This is a genomic window from Varibaculum massiliense (genome assembly GCF_900106855.1).
Lineage (GTDB): Bacteria > Actinomycetota > Actinomycetes > Actinomycetales > Actinomycetaceae > Varibaculum > Varibaculum massiliense.
Genome location: NZ_FNWI01000004.1, coordinates 2,029,889 through 2,049,569 on the forward strand (window position 1 = coordinate 2,029,889; position 19,681 = coordinate 2,049,569).

The window sequence follows — 19,681 nt, forward strand, 5'->3', positions numbered from 1 at the left end:
TTCGGGGTTTTTGAGCAATAAGATGGCGCCGATAAGGCACCCAGATTTAATAGAAAGAAAATAGGATTGGCTAATAGCGATCGGGATCTAGGAATCGCCCCCGCTAACACGGATCCTCAGCGGATTCGTAACTTTTGCATCATTGCCCATATCGATCACGGGAAATCTACTCTCGCTGACCGCATGTTGGGGGATACCGGGGTAGTTTCCGAACGGGAAATGCGTGAGCAATATCTGGATCGCATGGATATTGAGCGCGAACGGGGAATCACGATTAAATCCCAGGCAGTGCGAATGCCTTGGCAAGTGGGGGATACCCATTACGTCCTCAATATGATTGATACTCCTGGTCACGTAGATTTTTCCTACGAAGTGTCCCGCTCCCTAGCTGCCTGCGAAGGTGCGATCCTGCTGATTGATTCTTCCCAGGGGATTGAGGCGCAAACCCTCGCCAACCTGTATATGGCGATGGAACATGATCTGGTGATTATCCCGGTATTGAACAAGATTGACCTGCCAGCGGCCCAACCTGAGCGTTGTGCCGAGGAAATCGCGGGTCTGCTCGGGGGATCTCCTGAGGATTGCCTGCGGGTATCTGCCAAGACCGGGGAGGGCGTGCCGGAGCTACTTGATCGGATTGTGTCAGATGTTCCCGCCCCGAAATCTGATCGCAGCCAGGCACGCGCCCTAATTTTTGATTCCATCTACGACACTTATCGCGGGGTAGTTACCTACGTGCGGATGATGGATGGCAGCCTTAAAAAGGGGCAGCGGGTCAAGATGATGGCCACCGGCTCCGAACATGAACTTTTAGAAATCGGGGTGATTTCCCCAGAACCCACCCCGGCTGAAGGGCTAGGACCGGGAGAGGTCGGCTACCTGATAACTGGTGCCAAAGATGTACGTTTGTCAAAAGTCGGTGATACGGTAACCAGCGCTAAAGACCCGGCCAGCGAGATTCTTCCCGGATATAAAGAACCCAAACCAATGGTTTATTCGGGGATCTATCCGGTAGATGGGGATGACTTTCCGGATTTACGCGAGGCTCTTGACCGCTTGCAGCTAAACGATGCCGCGATTACTTTTGAACCCGAAACCTCCGTGGCCTTAGGTTTTGGTTTCCGCTGCGGATTCTTGGGGCTGCTTCACCTAGAGATTGTTAAAGAGCGCCTGGAGCGAGAAGCCGGACTGTCGATTATCGCCACCGCGCCCTCGGTGATCTATCAGGTAACCAGGGAGGACGGCAGCGAACTAGAGGTCACTAACCCTTCGGAATACCCGGATGGGAAAGTTTTTGATGTGCAAGAACCGGTAGTAGAAGCCACGGTTTTAACCCCGAATGATTATGTGGGGCGGGTGATGGAACTCTGCCAAGGCAGGCGAGGTACCTTAGGGAAAATGGAATATCTTTCCTCTGACCGGGTAGAGATGCATTACCGGCTGCCGCTAGCAGAAATCGTTTTTGACTTCTTTGACCAGCTGAAATCCCGGACCCGGGGATTTGCCTCTTTGGATTATCACGAGGCCGGCACCCAGTCTGCGGATTTGGTGAAGGTAGATGTGCTTTTGAATGGTGACGTGGTAGATGCCTTTAGCGCCATTGTGCATCGTGACGCGGCTTATAGCTACGGGGATAAGATGACACGGCGGCTAAAAGAGTTGATTCCTCGTCAGCAGTTCGAGATTCCGGTGCAGGCGGCGGTAGGTTCGCGGATTATTGCCCGGCAAACTATCCGGGCGCTACGTAAAGATATGTTGGCGAAATGCTATGGCGGGGATATTTCCCGTAAACGTAAACTTTTGGAAAAACAGAAGGCCGGCAAGAAACGGATGAAAGCGGTGGGCGCGGTGGAAATCCCGAACTCGGCTTTCATTGAGGCCATAACCCAAGATACGCCCACGGGAAAGGGGTAAATCATGAGTGAAGAACTATCTGATCGCGAAGATGCGACTGCAGATTTGTATTCGGCGGAGGAACTGGCAGGCGGTGACCATGGCGACAGTGCCACCGATTTTGACCTGTCATCCCCCGAGGGGCGCTATCTGGCCCGCTCAAAGTCATTTGTGTCGCGGGCACGGCAACTTAGCGATTCCCTGCAACATACTTGGGACGCGCATGCCAGTGAATACGTATTAGAGGTACCGACTGGGGCGGGATATACGGCGGTAGCCGAAGACGCCAAGCCGCTATCGTTTAAGCGGATTTTTGACCGCAACTCGGTGGTGCGCCTGGAAATTGGTACGGGTAACGGGGATCAGATTGTGTCTGCGGCAGTTTCCCATCCCGATCGTGACTATATCGGGTTCGAGGTTTACCGCCCAGGAGTAGCTCAAACCGTATCGAAGGCGGTTAAATCCGGGGTTGGTAACCTGCGGATTATCGAGGCTGACGCGGCTCAGGCTTTGCCGATTCTATTCCCGGAAGGTTCCCTCGATGAGGTATGGACTTTCTTCCCGGATCCCTGGCGAAAAACTAAGCATCATAAACGGCGCCTAGTGCAGGCTCCGTTTGCGGAAACCGTGGCGCGGGTGCTGCGTCCCGGCGGAATCTGGCGGCTGGCCACCGACTGGTCTGACTATGCGTTCCAGATGCGAGACGTAATTGAAAGCTCCCCCTATTTTGAGAATCCTTATGCCGGCGTTAATCCCCATGAGGAAGATCCGGATCCGGGTCGCGGCGGTTTCGCGCCTCGTTGGGAAGGGCGAGTAATGACCAAGTTTGAGCGGCGCGCCCTAGAAGCGGGACGCGAAGTATTTGACCTGGTGGCGCAGCGGCTTTCGTGAGCGGAACCGCCAAGTTACAGGCACTGTTTTCGGCGGCTAGTGCCGGCGGGTGCTCGCAGTCTTTCCCGATAGCGAGGGAGGGCGCGGCGCGCTCTGATTTGGGTCAGTCGGCACCAGGTTTCGCGGTCTATGTCCATGTTCCCTTTTGCCGGGTGCGTTGCGGGTACTGCGACTTCAACACTTATGTTAAAGGTTTTGGAATCGGTGCGGATCGGGAAAGCTACCACGATTCCGCGCGTAAAGAACTGACACTTGCCGCGGGGTTTTTAGATGAAAATCAGTTAGTTCCGCCCCCGGCGTCCTCGGTTTATTTTGGAGGCGGCACCCCCACCATGTTGAGCGTGGGAGCGCTGCGGGCAATCCTGGAGGAAGTCGCGGACACCTGGGGAATAGCTCCGGGGGCAGAAATCTCCACCGAAGCTAACCCGGACACGATAACTGACCAGGTAGCGCAGGATTTAGCGGCCAGCGGATTTACCCGAGTTTCCCTGGGGATGCAATCGGTGGTACCGAGGGTGTTAGCGACTTTGGAACGTACCCACCGCCCCGAAAATCTTCCCCAGGCAGTGGCGGCGCTGCGCCGAGCTGGACTCGCAGTTTCTTTAGATTTGATCTATGGCACTCCGGGGGAATCTCTGGCGGATTGGGAAGCCTCTCTGCAGGCAGCCTTAGAGTTAGAAGTTGACCATATTAGCGCCTATTCTCTGGTGATTGAGCCGGGTACCAAAATGCACGCCCTGGTGGAACGGGGGAAACTACCTCCGGTAGATCCCGATATTCAGGCAGAAAAATATGAAATGGCGGACTCGCTGCTGAAAGCGGCGGGTTTCGAATGGTATGAAATCTCCAACTGGGCGCGGCGGCTAGAGGGCGAAAATCTTCCTAGCCCGCAGATTCCGGACGCTACTTTTCTGGCGAATGCATCGCGGCATAACCTGGCCTATTGGCGAGACTGGAATTGGTGGGGGATCGGATCGGGCGCACATTCTCATCTCGGCCAGGTACGTTGGTGGAACTGCAAACATCCCCGCGCCTACGCTAGCCGCGTAGCCGCAGGTGAACTCCCAGTCCAGGATGGGGAAGTGGTAGCTGCTGCCAGCCGGGAACTGGAGCGGATTATGCTGGGGCTGCGCACCGCCTCGGGGGTAAAACATTTGACGCCAGCGGAAGGCGCTCGCATAGCGCCACTGGTGGAGGCGGGATATTTGCAGCCAGAATCGGCGCGGCGCGGTCAAGCAGTACTAACTTTGCGGGGGCGCTTGATGGCCGACTATGTTACTGGTCAGTTACTTGGCTGGTAGCGGTCACGTGCAGTTTTGCAGTTAGCGGGTGCCGGCGGCGGTAACGAAATCGATTAGCGATTCTACCGGCCCTAAAAGACCGGGTTCCAGATCCCGCCAATCGCGGACTTGCCGCAATATATGTTTCCAACCCTGAGCGATATCTGCCTGGTTTTTCGCCGGTAAGCCTAAAGCTTGCAGGCTACCCACTTTAATATCGGTACCACGCGGCACCGGTGGCCAAGACGCTAGCCCCACTCGCTGCGGTTTTACTGCCTGCCACACATCCACGAACGGATGCCCCGCAATCGCGACTGCGTCCTCCCCAAAAGTAGCGATACAGTGCTGGGCGATGCGAGATTCTTTAGAGCCAGTTACCAGGTGATCAACTAAGGCTCCGATTCTTTCTCGCGAGGTAGGACCGAACTGCGCCAGCCGCTCCTGAAGATGATCTACTCCATCGAGGATTTCAACTACCACTCCCAGCTCTCGCAGGTCATCGCCCCAAACGTGCTCCACTAGCTCCGCGTCGTGGCGCCCTTCCACCCAAATCCGGGAAGCCCGCGCCACCCGTGCCCGCCGTTTATCCTCCTGCGGCGCGCGGCGAGAACCGGAGTTCGTAGCAGCTCTACCGCTCGCCAGCTTGGGAGATTTATCGTTTTTGGCCGCCGGCACGGGAGCCCGCAGTTCTACCGGTTTCCCGTCAATCCAAAAACCGGCACCCAGGGGGAAAGCCCGGACTTTGCCGCGGCGATCCTCCAGCTCCACCAGATACATGCCGCCGGCTTTATAACAGCGCAGCACCGCACCTACAAAACCGGTCATCACATCCTCAACCACCAGACCGCGGGTAGCAGCCACCGGACGAGAAGCAGGCAGTTTCCGCCAATCATCATTAGCGAGGACGTCTTTTCCGTAGCGATCAAACACGCCCTAACTATAAGGGAAGAGCCTAGGCGCTACAGGCTACCGCCCCGGCAGAGTCTTCAGATTCGCCGATGCCGGAATAATCAGGGTCAAGAGCCGCTGCTTCTTCCGGACTCACCCAGGTAGGCAATTTGCTCAAGCGCGAAAGATACTCGCTAATCGCCTGGAAATCACTCAAAATCTGGGGATCTGCAGAAGAGATCACCTGGAAAACCACAAAGGCGCGAATATCGCTTTCCCGCGGCTGCTGGCCAGTAAGGAACGGATTTTCCCGCAACATCCCGTCCAGGCGCTGCAGAGTCCGCGAAAATTCTTCACGCGTTTCCGCATCCGCTTCCCCATGAGAAACCGACCAAGACGGTGCGACTAGCTGCTTATTAAGCCAGGCATCGAACTCATCTAGGTTTTCCCGTTCCGCTGGCGGATACAGATCCGGGGCTTCAAAATGGCAGAAAGGTTTCCAGGCGGTGCAAAAATCTAGCAGCATATCGGCAGACTCGGTAGCCACAATCTGGTTATTGCGCTGGGAATCCAAAATCACCGGCACGGTTTGGGGATCATCTGGCTCAAAAGTGGGTTGACGGCGATAAAGTTCGCGCGCGGAACGCACCATTAGCACCGGGTCATAGGAATAGCCATCCCGAATAAACTCGAAACCATCCGGACCAGAGCCGGTAGCGTAACGCACCCCGATTGCGGCCTCTAAACCTAAAAGTCGCCGCGCAATCGTCACCCGGCGGCAATAGGGACACAGGGGAGAAACTACTAGCAGGTAGCGGCCGGCCTGCACCGGCAACTCGGCGCTACCAAAACGATAATTTGGGATCATGGACAACTCCTGTTCTTGACTCAACTTTCATTATCGCAAATGCGGAGCCCCCTCGCTTGCTGAGCGAATCGAGTCAAAATGTGGCATAATAAACGAGTGCTCCGGGGTCGGTGAAAATCCGAACCGGCGGTAAAGTCCGCGACCCGCCCATATTGGGTGGCTGAACCGGTGAAATTCCGGTACCGACGGTTACAGTCCGGATGGGAGGCAGCACGGGTAGTCATGCCCGCGTGGCGTATTCGCGCGCTCAAGTCTCCTCGGAACACGCTATTCGCGAGGAGGTTTTTTGTTGGCACACTCGATGCCCCCCAGGTCGGCGCTTACTCATGCGCTGGCAGCCGCCACCAAAGCTGCTCTGCAAGGCCCGAGAACCGGAGGAAATCCTCAGGTAGGCTGCGCTATTCTTTCTCCGGCCGGTCGAATTTTGGCGATGGGGTATCACCGGGGAGCAGGTACCCCCCATGCTGAAGTCGATGCGCTTGCCAACTTAAAAGAGGACACCGGATCTGCTCCGCTCACAGCAGTAGTCACCTTGGAGCCCTGCAACCATAGCGGTAAAACTCCTCCCTGTACCCGCGCCCTCATCGAAGCTGGAATCAAGAATGTTATTTGGGCGGTTCCAGATCCTAATCCCAAAGCTGCTGGAGGCGGGGAATATCTACAGCAACAGGGGATTAATGCCCAGCCTGCCAGGGAAGTAGGGATTGAGGAAAACGCCCTCGCTAAAGCCCGGTCAGTTAGCGCTCAGTGGGTTCGAGCCACCAAGCGCGGTAGACCCTGGACAATCGCAAAAGTAGCGCAAACCCTAGATGGGTACTGTGCCGCAAAGGACGGATCGAGCCAGTGGATCACCAACCGGCTTTCGCGAGCCTACGCACACCGGATTCGTTCTCGCGTAGATGTGATTATTGCCGGTACCGGTACCGTACTAGCCGATAACCCGCAACTGTCCGCGCGTCTAGCCGATGGGCGGCACCTCCCGCACCAGCCGCGCCCCCTGATAGTTGGTAACCGCGATATTCCCGCAGATTTTTACCTGGCAGGTAAAGCGGAACAGGCACGCACCCATGACCTCAAGGCGGTACTAGAAAGCTGCTACCAGCGGGGAGAGATTTTTGCGCTGCTCGAGGGCGGGCCCACTTTAATAACTGCCGCATTAAAGGCGAACCTGGTTGATGAACTGCATGTTTACCTCGCTCCCCGCCTATTGGGGGCAGGACGCCAGGGGATAGGTGACCTGGGGATTAGCTCCTTGAGTAGCTCGCTAGATTTTAGTTTGCAACAAGTCAAAGAGCTAGGTGGAGATGTTTTCTTGGCATTAGAAAAGAAAGAGGCGTCGTGTTTACCGGGCTAATACAAGAGGTAGGGCGCATTAAGGCCCTAAAAATGCAGGAAAAAGATCTCGAGATCGGGGTGTCTTGCAGTTTCGCTGGCGAACTCAATCCCGGAGAATCCGTGGCTACTTCCGGGATTTGCCTCACGGTGACCCGGGTAGAGGGCGATACCTTTTTTGCCTATGCGATGCCGGAAACCGTCAGGCTCACGACTTTAGGGCAAAAGCACGTAGGCGACCCGCTTAATCTGGAGCGCGCCCTCCTGCCTACAGATCGCCTGGGGGGACACCTGGTTGCCGGACATATCGATGGCACCGGCACAGTTACTTCCTTAGAAGAGGGCGAACGCTGGCTGGAGATACAAATCTCCGCTCCGCCCGCGTTAATGCCTCAGATTGCTCGTAAAGGCTCGATTGCGATTGACGGAGTGTCTTTAACCGTAACCGCGGTGGGCGTGGACTATTTCCGGGTGGCAATCATCCCTGTCACCCGCGATAACACTACTTTAGGAACGCTTTCGCTCGGCTCGGTAGTTAACTTAGAGACTGACCAAATAGCGAAATACGTGGAACGTTTACTGGAGGGGAGTAATAACCAATGAGTGACTTGGCGCAGTTATTTGCGCGAGTAAGCGCGGCGCTCAGGGCCGGAAAGCCCGTCCTGGTTGCCGATTCCAAAGACCGGGAAAACGAGGTCGACGCGATCGTTAGTGCCCAAAAGGTGACTCCTGAGTGGATGGGGTGGATGGTGCGCTACACCTCTGGCTATATCTGCGCCCCCATGCCTGCCGAACGCGCGGAACTGCTAGGACTGCCGATCCAGTGGCCGGCAAATCAAGACCAACTGCGCACCTGTTATACGGTTTCCTGCGACGCGGCGCGGGGAGTAACCACTGGAATCTCGGCTGCGGATCGCCGAACCACTTTGCGGGCTTTAGCAAATCCTCTCTCGCGCAGTGAAGATTTGGTGCGACCGGGACATATTTTGCCGCTGCGAGCCCGCGGTGGCGGGGTGTTTACCCGGGCAGGACATACCGAAGCGGCAGTAGATCTCATGAATCTGGCAGACCTGGAGCCGGTAGCGGCGATCGGGGAAATGGTGCACGATGACGGCTCCATGATTCGCTATCATGACTGCCCGGCGATTGCCGAAAAATTCGACTTGGAGCTAATCACGGTTGCCGAACTAAAAGAATATCTCACCCAGGTGAAACCGCAGGCAGATACAGCAGAGATCCCTCGGGTTACCCAGATAGCCACCGCCAAGTTGCCCACCAAGTTTGGGGATTTTACGGTGCGCGCCTATCGGGATGCGGAACTGGGGGCAGTTCATATCGCTTTGATTTCGGAAAAGACCCCCGAGGCGAGTGCACTGGTGCGAGTGCATTCCGAATGCCTCACCGGAGAATCTTTTGGCTCCCTACGCTGTGATTGCGGTCCCCAACTGCACCAAGCTATGAAGAAAATAGCTGGTGAGGGCGGCGCGATTATTTATCTGCGCGGACAAGAAGGACGCGGGATTGGGCTTAGCGAAAAAATCAAAGCCTATGCTCTTCAAGACCAAGGGCGCGATACTGCTCAAGCCAATCTCGACTTGGGGTGGCCGGTAGACCTGCGGGAATATGGGGCCGCGGCCGCAATCTTACGGAACCTAAAGATGACTAATATTCGTTTGCTCACCAACAATCCGCAAAAGGCGCTGCTTAGTCAAGACGGGATTCAGGTAGAGGAAACCGTGCCGCTAGAAGTAGGGATTGACCCCCACAATATCGAGTATTTACGCACGAAACAGCGGCTGGGGCATACCTTCCACGACCTCGATAAATTCGTGACTGAAAAATAGAGGTCACGTCCTATTTTTAACTAATCTACAAGCGCTAAGGAGAAAGAAATGGCTGGAGCCGGAGTTCCCGACCTACATACTTCCGCTGCGGGGAAAAAGGTGGTAATCATTGCTACCCGCTGGCATGAACAGGTAATGGACGGTCTAGTAGCAGGGGCAAAACGCGCCTGCCAGGATGCTAAAGCCGACTTCGAAGTCGTGCGGGTTCCGGGCTCTTTTGAGCTTCCCCTCGCGGCTAAAGCCTACGCCGAAAGCGAGAAAGCGGACGCCCTGGTTTGCTTGGGGGTGGTTATCCGCGGAGGTACCCCTCATTTTGATTACGTATGTGACGCCGCCACCTACGGCCTTACCAAAGTATCGGTGGAGTCCCAGATTCCGCTAGGATTTGGGCTGCTTACCTGCGATAACCTGGAGCAAGCCCTGGATCGGGTCGGACTGGAATCCTCCCATGAAGATAAAGGTTACGAGGCGGTGCAAGCGGCGCTAGCGATGGTGCAGGTCTTAGCGGAGGCTAAAAACTAGGCGCGAGCACCTTTTGCTTTGCGCGAATCTGCGATTCGAGGTTAATAACTAGCTGCCAATCAGGGTAGAGTTAGCAGTCGAGGCGGTCGAGTGCTTAAAATTTTTCGGATGGCATTTCGCGCTGCCGCAGCCAGAGAACAGTGAGGAGAAATGAGCCAGGCAAGTATCCGTCGTGATGACGTTTTGCGAGCTATCGTCACCGATTATGTGGAAACCGGTGAACCTGTAGGCTCTAAAGCGTTGGTCGACCGGCATGATTTGCGGGTTTCTCCCGCCACTGTGCGCAACGATATGTCAGTGTTGGAAGAAAAGGGCTATCTTTATCAGCCGCACACTTCCGCGGGGCGGGTGCCTACTGAAAAAGGCTACCGTGCCTTTGTAGACCGGATTTCTGAGCTACGTCCCATCACCAGTTCCCAGCGTCGCGCAATTGAAGCTTTTGTACTGGGATCTGCCGATTTTGATGAGGTGGTCGAACGGACCGTTCGGGTATTAGCCCAGCTCACTCAACAATTGGCGATTGTGCAGTATCCGCATTTTGAACGCAGCGGTCTGCGCCATATCGAACTGATTCCGGTTGCCGAATACAAACTGTTGGTAATCGTGATTACCAACAGCGCGCGGGTACAGCAAACCACGATTGATACCCGCTACGAGGTCGATTCGGCGAGCGCCCGCTCCTTGGCTATGCTTTTGAACTCCGCTTTGGAGGGGATGGAAGAAACCCAAATAGCCCAGCTAGAGCCGGTTTTAATTGCAGGGGCGCGCCCCGAACAGCTAGAACTAATATCCCAAATTATGCCGATTATTCGTGAAGCCTTAACCGGGGAACAAACCGAGAGGATTGTGATGGTGGGAGCGGGAAATTTGGTGCGCTCTAGCCCCGAGTTTTCTCGCTCAATCGGTTCGATTTTGGATGTCTTGGAAGAGCAGGTAACTTTGCTGCGGCTATTTTCTGAGATTGACCAGCAGGATTCTCCGGTAACAGTGACGATTGGCTCGGAATCGGGGGAGCGTTCCCTGTCGGAAACCTCCATCGTGACCGGTGCCTATGGAGATAAAGAAAGCGGGGTCGCCCACGTGGGGATAGTAGGCCCGCAAAGGATGGACTATCCGCACGCGATGAGTATAGTGCGCGCGGTTTCCCGATATTTATCACGCATGATGACCAGGTAGGTAAAGGAAAGAGGAAAAAATACCGTTGGCTGATTATTACGAGATTCTAGGGGTTTCCCGGGATGCCACCGAGGCGGAAATCCGCCGCGCATACCGCCGTAAAGCCCGCAAATTGCATCCCGACGTAGCCGGGCCGGAATCAGAGGAGGCTTTCAAAGAAGTCTCTATGGCACACGAAGTCCTCTCTGATCCCGACAAGCGACGTCGCTACGATATGGGAGGCGATTCCGGGTTTGCCAGCTCCGGTATGGGGGACTTTTCAATGTTCTCCGATATTTTCGAATCCTTCTTCGGAGCCGAAGGCGGCGGCGGACCTACTCCCAGAGGGCGGCGAGGTGAAGACCTGCGTCAACGCCTAGAGATCTCTTTAGAAGAAGCGGTTTTTGGGGTAAAGAAAGAAGTACAGGTGCGCACCGCGGTAGTCTGTCCCACCTGTGAGGGTAGCTGTTGCGCTCCGGGAACTTCCCCGCGCACCTGCCAGGTTTGTAACGGACGCGGCTCGGTAACCCGCTCCACCCGCACCTTCCTGGGGCAAATGCAATCTACGGTTCCCTGCAGTGCTTGCGCTGGTCACGGCACTACTATCCCGGATCCTTGCCCCGAATGTTCCGGTGAAGGAAGGGTGCGCACCACCGCCACCATGCAGATAGAGATTCCTTCCGGGGTGCAAACCGGTCATAAGGTGCAGCTGCGCGGTAAAGGGGCTGTAGGGCCTGGCGGTGGCCCCAATGGAGATTTGTATTTAGAGATCAAAGTGAGTGCCCATCGGGTATTTTCCCGGCACGGAGATAACCTGGAAACCACTTTGCGGGTGCCGATGACGGCCGCCATTTTAGGAACCCAAGTCGACCTGGAAACTTTCGACGGAACCCAAGAGATAACCATTGCGGCGGGCACCCAGCCGGGGCAACAGATTCGTCTGCCGGGTCTGGGGGTAGGGCGCTTGCAGCGGGAAGGGCGCGGTGACCTGATAGTAAATATTATGGTGCAGGTGCCTACCAACCTGGATGCCGCCCAGCGGGAACTAATCGAACAGTTAGCGCAGCTGCGAAAAGAAGACCGGGTCGAACCAGAGCGGTTAGAAGATGGTGGAGTGTTCTCTCGCCTACGGGAACGATTTGCAGGTAACTAATGTTTCTTCCGGTATTTTTAGGTGATGAATCCTCTCCGCCGCTTTCTTCCCTGCAGGAGGGAGGATGCGGATCCCTTAAAGGTACGGAAGCTGCTCACGCGGTAGCTTCGCTGCGTTTAGGAGTAGGCGATTCCCTCGACCTGGTTGACGGTAAGGGGCTGCGTCTGAGCTGCCAGATATTGGCAACCGATAAGAACTATTTAGAGTTCGAAGTACTTCAGGTAATGCATCTATCGCTACCTGAAACCCAGTTTGGGCTGATTCAGGCGCTTTCTAAAGGCGGGCGCGATGAGCAGGCAGTAGAGTCGGCAGTCGAGTTAGGGGTGAGCCGGGTGCGTCCCTGGGCGGCGCAGCGTTCCATCGTGCAATGGAAGGGACAAAAGCTGCAGCGGGGAAGTAAGAAGTGGCTGTCACTGCTGCAAGCGGCGGCGAAGCAATCACGGCGCGCTAACTGGCCATTGCTAGATCCCCTAGCTGATTCCCGGAAACTGCGAGAAATAATTGCCGCCGGGAGCAGAGAAGAAAAGTTTCTGCTGCTGGATCCGGATGCCTCCCTGCCTCTTACCGAAGCCTGGGAGCAGGTAAGGCAAGCTAAAATGGTACAGGTGATAGTCGGACCGGAGGGCGGGGTGAGCCCGGAGGAAACTGCAGACTTTAGAGCTGCGGGCGCAATTACCGCCAGGCTAGGGCCAACGGTTTTACGTTCCTCTAGCGCCGGACCAGCTGCTTTGGCGGCGTTAGGGCTTTGCAGTGGACTGTGGGGTCGGAAGGAATCTCTTTAAATGAGCGATGAACAAACCCAGGTGCTATTACCGGAAGATCTGGATCCAGTGCTGGTGTTCGGGCCTGGTGACCAGGTGTTGCGGGCGATGCAAGACAACCTGCCGGGAGTGCGGATTAACTCCCGCGGCGGGATAGTGACTTTTCAAGGTAATCCCGGCGAGGCACGCATGGGAGCGGATTTGCTTAGCGAGTTGATTGCCGCTGCCCGTCATGGAAATCCGCTATCGGCAGCGGCAGTTCAGCAAGCCTTAACTCTAATGTCTACCCAAGAAACTCTGCCGGTGCTACGCACCAAACGCCGACAGATTCGGGCAAAAACCTCTGGTCAGCAAAGTTATTTAGAGGCGATTACCAATAACCGTATCGTGTTCGGGGTAGGTCCGGCTGGAACCGGAAAAACCTATTTGGCGATGGCGAAAGCGGTGGAAGCCTTGGAATCGGGGGCGGTGTCCCGCATCGTTTTGACCCGTCCCGCCGTAGAAGCCGGCGAATCTTTAGGTTTCCTGCCCGGCACTCTCACCGAAAAAATTGATCCCTATCTGCGCCCTCTTTACGATGCCCTGCGGGAAATGCTGGAACCGGCAGAACTTGCCCAGCTGTTAGAGTCGGGAACTATCGAGGTAGCTCCGCTCGCCTATATGCGCGGACGTACCATTTCTCATGCGTTTATTGTGCTAGATGAAGCGCAAAACACTACCACCCAGCAGATGAAGATGTTCCTCACCCGCCTAGGGGAGGGCTCGACTATGGTGGTGACCGGTGATATTACCCAAATTGATCTTCCCCGGGGCAAACTTTCGGGACTAAAGGATGCTCGCAACGTCCTCACCGGAGTTAAAGATATAGAGTTTTGCTATTTGACCAGCGAGGACGTGGTGCGCGATAAACTGGTGGGGCTGATTATTGACGCTTATGAGCGACAGGCAATCGCTACAGATGAGGGGGAGAAGTACCGGTGAGCGTAGAGGTCTTAAACGAAACTGAATACCAAATCGATGGGGTGGAGTTCCAAGAACTTGCCGACTACGTGCTCCGCGCGCTGCACGTATCTCCGGCGGCGGAAATGTCGGTGATTTTTGTAGAACCGGATGCCATCGCTGCCTTACATGAGCGCTGGTTAGATTTGGAAGGTCCCACTGACGTGATGAGTTTTCCCATGGATGAGCTGCGTCCGGGAAGCGCGGATGCTCCCACCGAGGCGGGAATCTTAGGGGACATCGTGATTTGTCCTGAGGTTGCCCAGACGCAGGCGGCCAATGCCGGCCACTCTTCCACCGAAGAAATGCTACTGCTTACGGTGCATGGAATCTTACATCTTTTAGGCTATGATCACGCCGAAAAAGATGAAGAAAAAGAAATGTTCGCCCTGCAACGGAAATTGCTGTTGACTTTCTTGGCGGAACGGAGCTAGTTTTGTTCTCCCAAATACCTGCCGGGAGGCTGCTGGCTTTAGCGATTGTGCTAGTGGCGGTAGACGCTGCCTGGACAGCTGCTTTGGGGGCATTTCAAACTCTCTCGCATGCGCGTGCGCAAGACTTGGTAGAGGAGGGGCGTCACCGCGCACCCCTAGTGCGCGCGCTGGTTGCAGACCGGGCTCACACTGTGGCTATTTGTCAGTCCTGGCGCCTATTCGCACAGGTCTTAGCGGCGACTTGTATGACCTTAGCAATGGTGGGGTTTGGGCTGGTTTGGTGGGTGGCACTATTAGTGTCGCTGCTGGTTTTAGGGGCGTTGCTGCTAATTTTTGCTACTTTTGCAGGCATGCGGATTGGGCGTTATCGCCCGGAAGCTACTGCCTTGTGGCTCAGTAAAATGGTCAGTTTCGGGCTGAAGATTTCGGTTCTATATCGCCCAATAGAATGGATAGCTAATAGAATAGCGCCGCTTTCCCCGGTAGATGAGGCCGCTTCCCGCGCCGAAATTGCCGAAGATTTCCGGGAAATGGTCGATGAGATGGCCGAGGAAGAAAATCTGGCTTTCGAGGATGAAGACCGCGAAATCGTGCGTTCGGCTCTGGAGCTGGGGACTACTTTGGTCCGGGAACTTATTGTTCCTCGTACCGATATGGTGGCGGTAGATACCACCACTTTGGCTCGGGAAGCCTTTGAAATTTTTATTCAATCTGGTTTTTCTCGGATTCCGGTAATTGGTGATGATGCCGATGATGTCCGCGGGATGCTCTACCTAAAAGACGTAGTTTCTCGCTGTTTTTCCCGTCCTGAGCTAATGGATCACCCGGTTCCAGAGATGATGCGGGAAGCATTCTTTGTCCCCGAAGTGATGCTCGCTGATGACCTGATGCGCCAAATGCAAGCCGATGCCCCGCATATCGCGGTAGTAGTAGACGAATGGGGAGGGACAGTCGGTCTGGTAACTATCGAAGATATATTGGAAGAGCTGGTCGGTGAGGTAACCGATGAGCATGACCGTGCCGAACAAGAACCGGAGCAACTGAGCGATAACACCTGGGTGATACCTGCTCGGCTAGGGCTAGATGACCTGGCCACACTGGTGGATCTAGAAATCGATGATGATGAAGTCGATACTGCTGGCGGGCTGCTGGCAAAAGCGCTGGGTAAAGTGCCGCTGTTGGGTTCTCATGCCTGCGTCATGGGACTGGAGTTAACGGTGAAAACAGTTGCCGGTCGCCGCCGGCAAATGGATACCCTATTGGTAAAACGTCTAGAGATAGAAACGGACGAGGAATGAGCAAACAAGTGAAAAATGACCCTAGCCAGCACCGCGCGGGATTTGTTTCTATCGTCGGACGCCCCAATGTTGGCAAATCTACCCTAACGAATGCGCTGGTAGGGCAAAAGGTGGCGATTACTTCTTCCCGCCCGGAAACTACCCGCCATAACGTGAGGGGAGTAGTTCAGGGGCAGGACTACCAGATTGCGTTGGTGGATACTCCCGGTTTGCACCGTCCCCGTACCCTTCTGGGCAAACGTCTGAACGATATGGTGCGTGAAGCCCTGGTAGATGTAGATGCGGTGGTGTTTTGCGTGCCGGCTGATCAAAAGATCGGTCCAGGGGATCGCTATATTGCTGCGGAACTGAAAGAACTGAATATCCCGGTGATTTTAGCGGTTACCAAAGCAGACCTGGTTTCTAAAGAACGGATGGTGGCCGCGCTGGTAGCTGCGGGGGAATTGGGGGATTGGCAGGAGATTGTCCCTCTCAGTGCCCTAGAGGGTGAAGTGTCTGTTCTGGCTGATCAGATTGCTAAATATCTGCCGCCTTCCCCGCCCCTTTATCCCCGCGACCAGGTAAGTGATGAGTCGGTAGAAAAAATGATTGCGGAGTTTGTACGTGAGGCCGCGCTCGAGGGAGTGCGCGAAGAATTGCCGCATTCGATCGCCGTTCAAGTAGAGGAGATCCTCTATCAGGGGGAAGATAGCGGGCCGCACCTGGGCTACGGAACCCACCGCCTCCCTCAGAAACAAGAGGAAACTGCTGATCAAAGCGAGGAGACGGCTGCTTACGACAGCGCAAACTCGCCCTCCGATAGCGCTACTGAGGGCAAGCCCGCGCCGCCTCAGAAAGAAACCAAACCCCTTGACGTGCATGTAAACGTGTTTGTGGAACGCGATTCCCAAAAGGGAATTTTGATCGGTAAGGGCGGTAGTCATATTCGCCGGGTACGGATTAAATCCAAACGGCAGATTCAAAAACTTTTGGGGCAACCGGTGCACTTGCACCTGCATGTGCGGGTGGCGAAGAACTGGCAGTCCGACACGAAAATGCTAGGGCGCCTAGGGTTTTAGCGCGCTGCCGGGGTGCCGTCCTCTTGGATGGGTGCTGGGTAAAAAGCTAGGGTTTTAGAAGCACCCTTACCACCGCGGTCTTGTAAACGTTTCCCCGCAGATGAGTTTTCTTGCTAAGATTTTAACGTTAAAACACTTACGCGAGGAGGCGTTTTTCGTGGCAACCATCCGTGACGTGGCTAAAGCTGCCGGAGTTTCTATCGCCACCGTTTCGCGCGCTCTCAATGGAAATACCCATTTAGCTCCGGAAACTTTGCGTAAAGTATTGGATGCCGCGGAAGAATTAGGTTATCAAAAAGATCGTCTAGCAGCGGCTATGCGCACGGGGCGTACCGGAGCTATCGGGTTAGTGATAGGAGACGTGATGAACCCGTTTTATGCGATGCTGGCGCATTGCGTGGAGCGGGCGGTACGTTCCCATCAAACTTCCCTCGTGCTCTCTAACGCTCATGAGGACGGGCAAAGCTACGAAAACGGGATTCGGGCACTGGCAAAACAAGGGGTAGATGGGCTATTGGTGGTGCCTCCCTCGCGGATTAAGCCCGGATGGAAGCATCCTGATCCTCCCGAGGGAATGGCGATGGTGGCCTTAGATCGGGAAGCACCGAGAGCTAAGATTCCCTCGGTGGTGATTGATTCTTCTCGAGCGATGCGGGACATGGCTGAGCATTTACGGGAAGTCGGTTATCGCCGTCCCGCCTATTTGGCAGGTCCGGAGTTTTCTTTTTCCGGGCAAAGGCGCAGTGAAAAATTACAAGAGGCCTTAACCAGTTGTGGTTTTGGGAAGCTAGAAGTGGAATATTGCCACCACGAGGCAGTTTCTGCGGCTAGCGCGACTCGTGCCCTGCTGGCGCTTTACCATCCCGATATTATTATCTGCGCTTCTAACCAGATCGCCCTGGGAGTGTTGATGATTGCCAAAAGCATGGGAATGCAGCTAGGCACTGACCTGGGATTAGCGGCAATCGATGATATTCCCTGGTTTTCAGTAATGTCCCCGGCAATTACCGTGATTGACCAACCCGTAGACAAGCTGGCTAATCTGGGGGTAACCGTACTGATGAAACAGATTTTTGGTGCTGCCTTTGTCCCCAAAGCCGGGGATCGTTTAGTGGCCGGTGAGGGCGCCTTTATTCCCCGAGAATCCACTCAGGGACCGCGGCTGTCTGCTCAATATGCGGGACGTTGGTTACCAGAAAGCGGAAAAACTGTTTAGAGTAGGCGTATGCGCTTGATTGTTCTGCTGCTAGGCTGCCGCGACGAAGTCCAGTAAAACTGGTCGAGACTCGTCGCGGGATTCTTCGGTGCCTTCGGCCAGCCACTTAAAAAGCAGAAAGAAATCTTGTAATGCGAACTACTGGTAAAGCTCCCCGACAACAATCTTCCGGAATGCCTTTTCAAAAGTATGCCCATTTTTGGGATACTTCCCTGAAACTGTCGGATCGTACCTGGCCAGATAAAAATGTTACCCAGGCTCCCCGCTGGCTATCTACGGATTTGCGGGATGGTAATCAGGCTTTGATTGACCCCATGGATCCGCTGCGGAAACGGAAAATGTTTGATCTGTTGGTACAGATAGGCATGAAAGAAATCGAGATCGGGTTTCCGGCTGCCTCGCAGGTAGATTACGATTTCGTGCGCTCTCTGGTGGAAGAGGACGCGATTCCCGAGGACGTGTGCGTTTCAGTCCTTACCCAGGCGCGCGAAGATCTAATCGGACGCACCGTGGAATCCCTAGTGGGGGTGCCGCGCGCCAATGTGCATATCTATAATGCCACCTCACCCACTTTTCGGGAAGTAGTATTCCATAACGATAAAGCGGCCACCGTGGAACTGGCAGTAAGCGGGGTGCGCGAGGTAATCGCGCAGGCAGAAAAGCAACTGGATGATTCCACGGTTTTCGGGCTGCAGTATTCGCCCGAAATTTTCGTAGATACCGAAGCGGACTTTGCCCTGGAAATCTGCGAAGCAGTCATGGATATCTGGCAGCCCGATGAGGAACGAGAAATTATTTTGAACCTGCCCGCAACCGTAGAGCGTTACACCCCGGACTCCTATGCGGATCAGATTGAATGGATGAGCCGGAACCTGAGCCGCCGCGAACACGTATGTTTATCAGTACATAACCATAATGACCGGGGGACGGGGATTGCGGCGGCAGAACTGTCGATGAAGGCCGGAGCTGACCGGGTAGAAGGCTGCCTGTTGGGACAGGGAGAACGCACTGGCAACGTAGATTTGATTACTTTGGCGATGAATCTTTATTCCCAAGGAATCGATCCCATGCTGAATCTATCTGACCTGGATCAGGTGCGGGAAACCGTGGAGTATTGCACTCGTATGGAAACTAATCCTCGCCAGCCCTATACTGGCGATTTGGTTTACACCTCCTTCTCTGGCTCCCACCAGGATGCCATTAAGAAGGGGTTCGATAAGCGCGCCCAGGCAGTGGCAGCTGCCAGCGGCGACCAAAACCAAGTTATCTGGACGGTACCTTACTTACCGATTGACCCGGGTGATATCGGACGCGACTACCAGGCAGTGGTGCGGGTTAACTCCCAGTCTGGTAAGGGTGGCATCGCCTTCATGATGAAACGGGATTATTCCTTGGATTTGCCGCGCCGCCTGCAGGTGGAGTTCTATCGCCACGTCCAGGACTACACCGAAAAGTTCGGGGGCGAGGTCGACTCGCAGCATTTGTGGAAGATTTTTGCTGACGAATATCTGCCCGGTGAAGAACATAGCCTTTCGCCTTGGGGTCGCTTCAAGCTGCGGGATTCTCTCGCCGACACCAACCATGAAACCGGGGAAGTATCCCTGCGGGCGCAGGTCACTGATAACGGTACTTTGCGCACTTTAGAGGCGGTGGCGCCGGGGCCTATTGAGGCGTTTATTACTGCTTTCCAAGGGCTGGGATTGGATATCAAAGTGCTGGACTATGTTGAGCACGCCATGGAAACCGGGGAAAGTTCGCGGGCAGCCGCCTATGTGGAGGCCGAGATCGCCGGGCAGGTGCTGTGGGGGGTAGGTATTGATCCCTCGATTACCCGTGCTACCTATAAGGCAGTTATTAGCGCCCTCAACCGCGCGGAACGCTAGCCGCACTAGTTAGCAAATGAGAGTTGTTTGGCTTTGTCTGAAAGTCGGATCGATCACCGTCACAGGCAGCTAGAAAACTCGAATTTTCGCGGCCAGTATCTACCTATTGTCTTCTTTACGTGCACCGGTAACCCTTATATGTTGCCTTCCTATCGCGCCAGGAAGATTTCAAAATAGAGACTCCAGGCGTATAGCTGCAGTGATGC

Annotated in this window: 18 protein-coding genes and 1 riboswitch; of the genes, 16 read left to right on the plus strand and 2 right to left on the minus strand. The window is 55.0% G+C overall.

The features are described from left to right. Positions 1 to 66: 66 nt before the first annotated feature. The 3 genes from lepA to hemW are packed head-to-tail and all read left to right on the plus strand — an operon-like array spanning position 67 to position 4,085. Positions 67 to 1,914: a translation elongation factor 4 gene (lepA, locus tag BQ5456_RS08960; RefSeq protein WP_235858567.1), complete on the plus strand. Its 1,848-nt coding sequence runs from the start codon at positions 67 to 69 to the stop codon at positions 1,912 to 1,914. Positions 1,915 to 1,917: 3 nt separating this feature from the next. Then, entirely contained in the window at positions 1,918 to 2,784 is an 867-nt protein-coding gene (gene trmB / locus BQ5456_RS08965; RefSeq protein WP_083378450.1) for a tRNA (guanosine(46)-N7)-methyltransferase TrmB, read from the plus strand. Beyond that, entirely contained in the window at positions 2,781 to 4,085 is a 1,305-nt protein-coding gene (gene hemW / locus BQ5456_RS08970; RefSeq protein ID WP_143037073.1) for a radical SAM family heme chaperone HemW, read from the plus strand. The genes trmB and hemW overlap by 4 nt, the downstream gene beginning before the upstream one ends. A 21-nt stretch (positions 4,086 to 4,106) precedes the next feature. On the opposite strand, the gene BQ5456_RS08975 is transcribed toward hemW, so the two are convergent. Both BQ5456_RS08975 and BQ5456_RS08980 read right to left on the minus strand, forming a co-directional pair. Beyond that, on the minus strand, positions 4,107 to 4,994 hold the full coding sequence (locus BQ5456_RS08975; protein WP_071129674.1) for a DUF3097 family protein: 888 nt from the start codon (positions 4,992 to 4,994) through the stop codon (positions 4,107 to 4,109). A 22-nt stretch (positions 4,995 to 5,016) separates the two neighbouring features. Beyond that, a complete protein-coding gene (locus BQ5456_RS08980) occupies positions 5,017 to 5,820 on the minus strand; it encodes a glutathione S-transferase family protein (protein ID WP_071129675.1) in 804 nt (267 codons plus the stop codon). Between the two features lie 94 nt (positions 5,821 to 5,914). Beyond that, positions 5,915 to 6,036, plus strand: a riboswitch (FMN riboswitch). Between the two features lie 73 nt (positions 6,037 to 6,109). On the opposite strand from BQ5456_RS08980, the gene ribD reads away from it, so the two are divergent. The 13 genes from ribD to leuA all read left to right on the plus strand — a co-directional run bounded on the left by ribD (position 6,110) and on the right by leuA (position 19,475). After that, positions 6,110 to 7,174 (plus strand): bifunctional diaminohydroxyphosphoribosylaminopyrimidine deaminase/5-amino-6-(5-phosphoribosylamino)uracil reductase RibD, encoded by a 1,065-nt coding sequence (gene ribD, locus BQ5456_RS08985; protein ID WP_071130019.1) that lies wholly within the window; start codon positions 6,110 to 6,112, stop codon positions 7,172 to 7,174. A 32-nt stretch (positions 7,175 to 7,206) separates the two neighbouring features. Beyond that, on the plus strand, positions 7,207 to 7,755 hold the full coding sequence (locus tag BQ5456_RS08990) for a riboflavin synthase (RefSeq protein WP_235858568.1): 549 nt from the start codon (positions 7,207 to 7,209) through the stop codon (positions 7,753 to 7,755). Then, entirely contained in the window at positions 7,752 to 8,996 is a 1,245-nt protein-coding gene (locus BQ5456_RS08995; protein ID WP_071129677.1) for a bifunctional 3,4-dihydroxy-2-butanone-4-phosphate synthase/GTP cyclohydrolase II, read from the plus strand. Before BQ5456_RS08990 ends, BQ5456_RS08995 begins: the two co-directional genes overlap by 4 nt. A gap of 48 nt (positions 8,997 to 9,044) precedes the next feature. Further along, positions 9,045 to 9,518, plus strand: a complete 474-nt coding sequence (gene ribH / locus BQ5456_RS09000) for a 6,7-dimethyl-8-ribityllumazine synthase (RefSeq protein WP_071129678.1) — start codon at positions 9,045 to 9,047, stop codon at positions 9,516 to 9,518. A 150-nt stretch (positions 9,519 to 9,668) separates the two neighbouring features. Beyond that, on the plus strand, positions 9,669 to 10,694 hold the full coding sequence (hrcA, locus tag BQ5456_RS09005) for a heat-inducible transcriptional repressor HrcA (RefSeq protein WP_071129679.1): 1,026 nt from the start codon (positions 9,669 to 9,671) through the stop codon (positions 10,692 to 10,694). A gap of 25 nt (positions 10,695 to 10,719) precedes the next feature. Beyond that, entirely contained in the window at positions 10,720 to 11,826 is a 1,107-nt protein-coding gene (gene dnaJ / locus BQ5456_RS09010) for a molecular chaperone DnaJ (RefSeq protein WP_071129680.1), read from the plus strand. After that, a complete protein-coding gene (locus BQ5456_RS09015) occupies positions 11,826 to 12,608 on the plus strand; it encodes a 16S rRNA (uracil(1498)-N(3))-methyltransferase (protein WP_071129681.1) in 783 nt (260 codons plus the stop codon). Before dnaJ ends, BQ5456_RS09015 begins: the two co-directional genes overlap by 1 nt. Further along, the gene (locus BQ5456_RS09020; protein ID WP_071129682.1) at positions 12,609 to 13,568 is read left to right on the plus strand and encodes a PhoH family protein; all 960 of its coding nucleotides are present in this window, start codon (positions 12,609 to 12,611) and stop codon (positions 13,566 to 13,568) included. Next, entirely contained in the window at positions 13,565 to 14,020 is a 456-nt protein-coding gene (gene ybeY, locus BQ5456_RS09025; RefSeq protein WP_071129683.1) for an rRNA maturation RNase YbeY, read from the plus strand. The genes BQ5456_RS09020 and ybeY overlap by 4 nt, the downstream gene beginning before the upstream one ends. A gap of 2 nt (positions 14,021 to 14,022) precedes the next feature. Further along, positions 14,023 to 15,318, plus strand: a complete 1,296-nt coding sequence (locus tag BQ5456_RS09030; protein ID WP_071129684.1) for a hemolysin family protein — start codon at positions 14,023 to 14,025, stop codon at positions 15,316 to 15,318. Beyond that, the gene (gene era / locus BQ5456_RS10625) at positions 15,315 to 16,376 is read left to right on the plus strand and encodes a GTPase Era (protein ID WP_071129685.1); all 1,062 of its coding nucleotides are present in this window, start codon (positions 15,315 to 15,317) and stop codon (positions 16,374 to 16,376) included. Before BQ5456_RS09030 ends, era begins: the two co-directional genes overlap by 4 nt. Before the next feature lie 157 nt (positions 16,377 to 16,533). Then, positions 16,534 to 17,592: a LacI family DNA-binding transcriptional regulator gene (locus BQ5456_RS09040; RefSeq protein WP_071129686.1), complete on the plus strand. Its 1,059-nt coding sequence runs from the start codon at positions 16,534 to 16,536 to the stop codon at positions 17,590 to 17,592. Between the two features lie 131 nt (positions 17,593 to 17,723). After that, a complete protein-coding gene (leuA, locus tag BQ5456_RS09045) occupies positions 17,724 to 19,475 on the plus strand; it encodes a 2-isopropylmalate synthase (RefSeq protein ID WP_071129687.1) in 1,752 nt (583 codons plus the stop codon). The last annotated feature ends 206 nt before the right edge of the window (positions 19,476 to 19,681 follow it).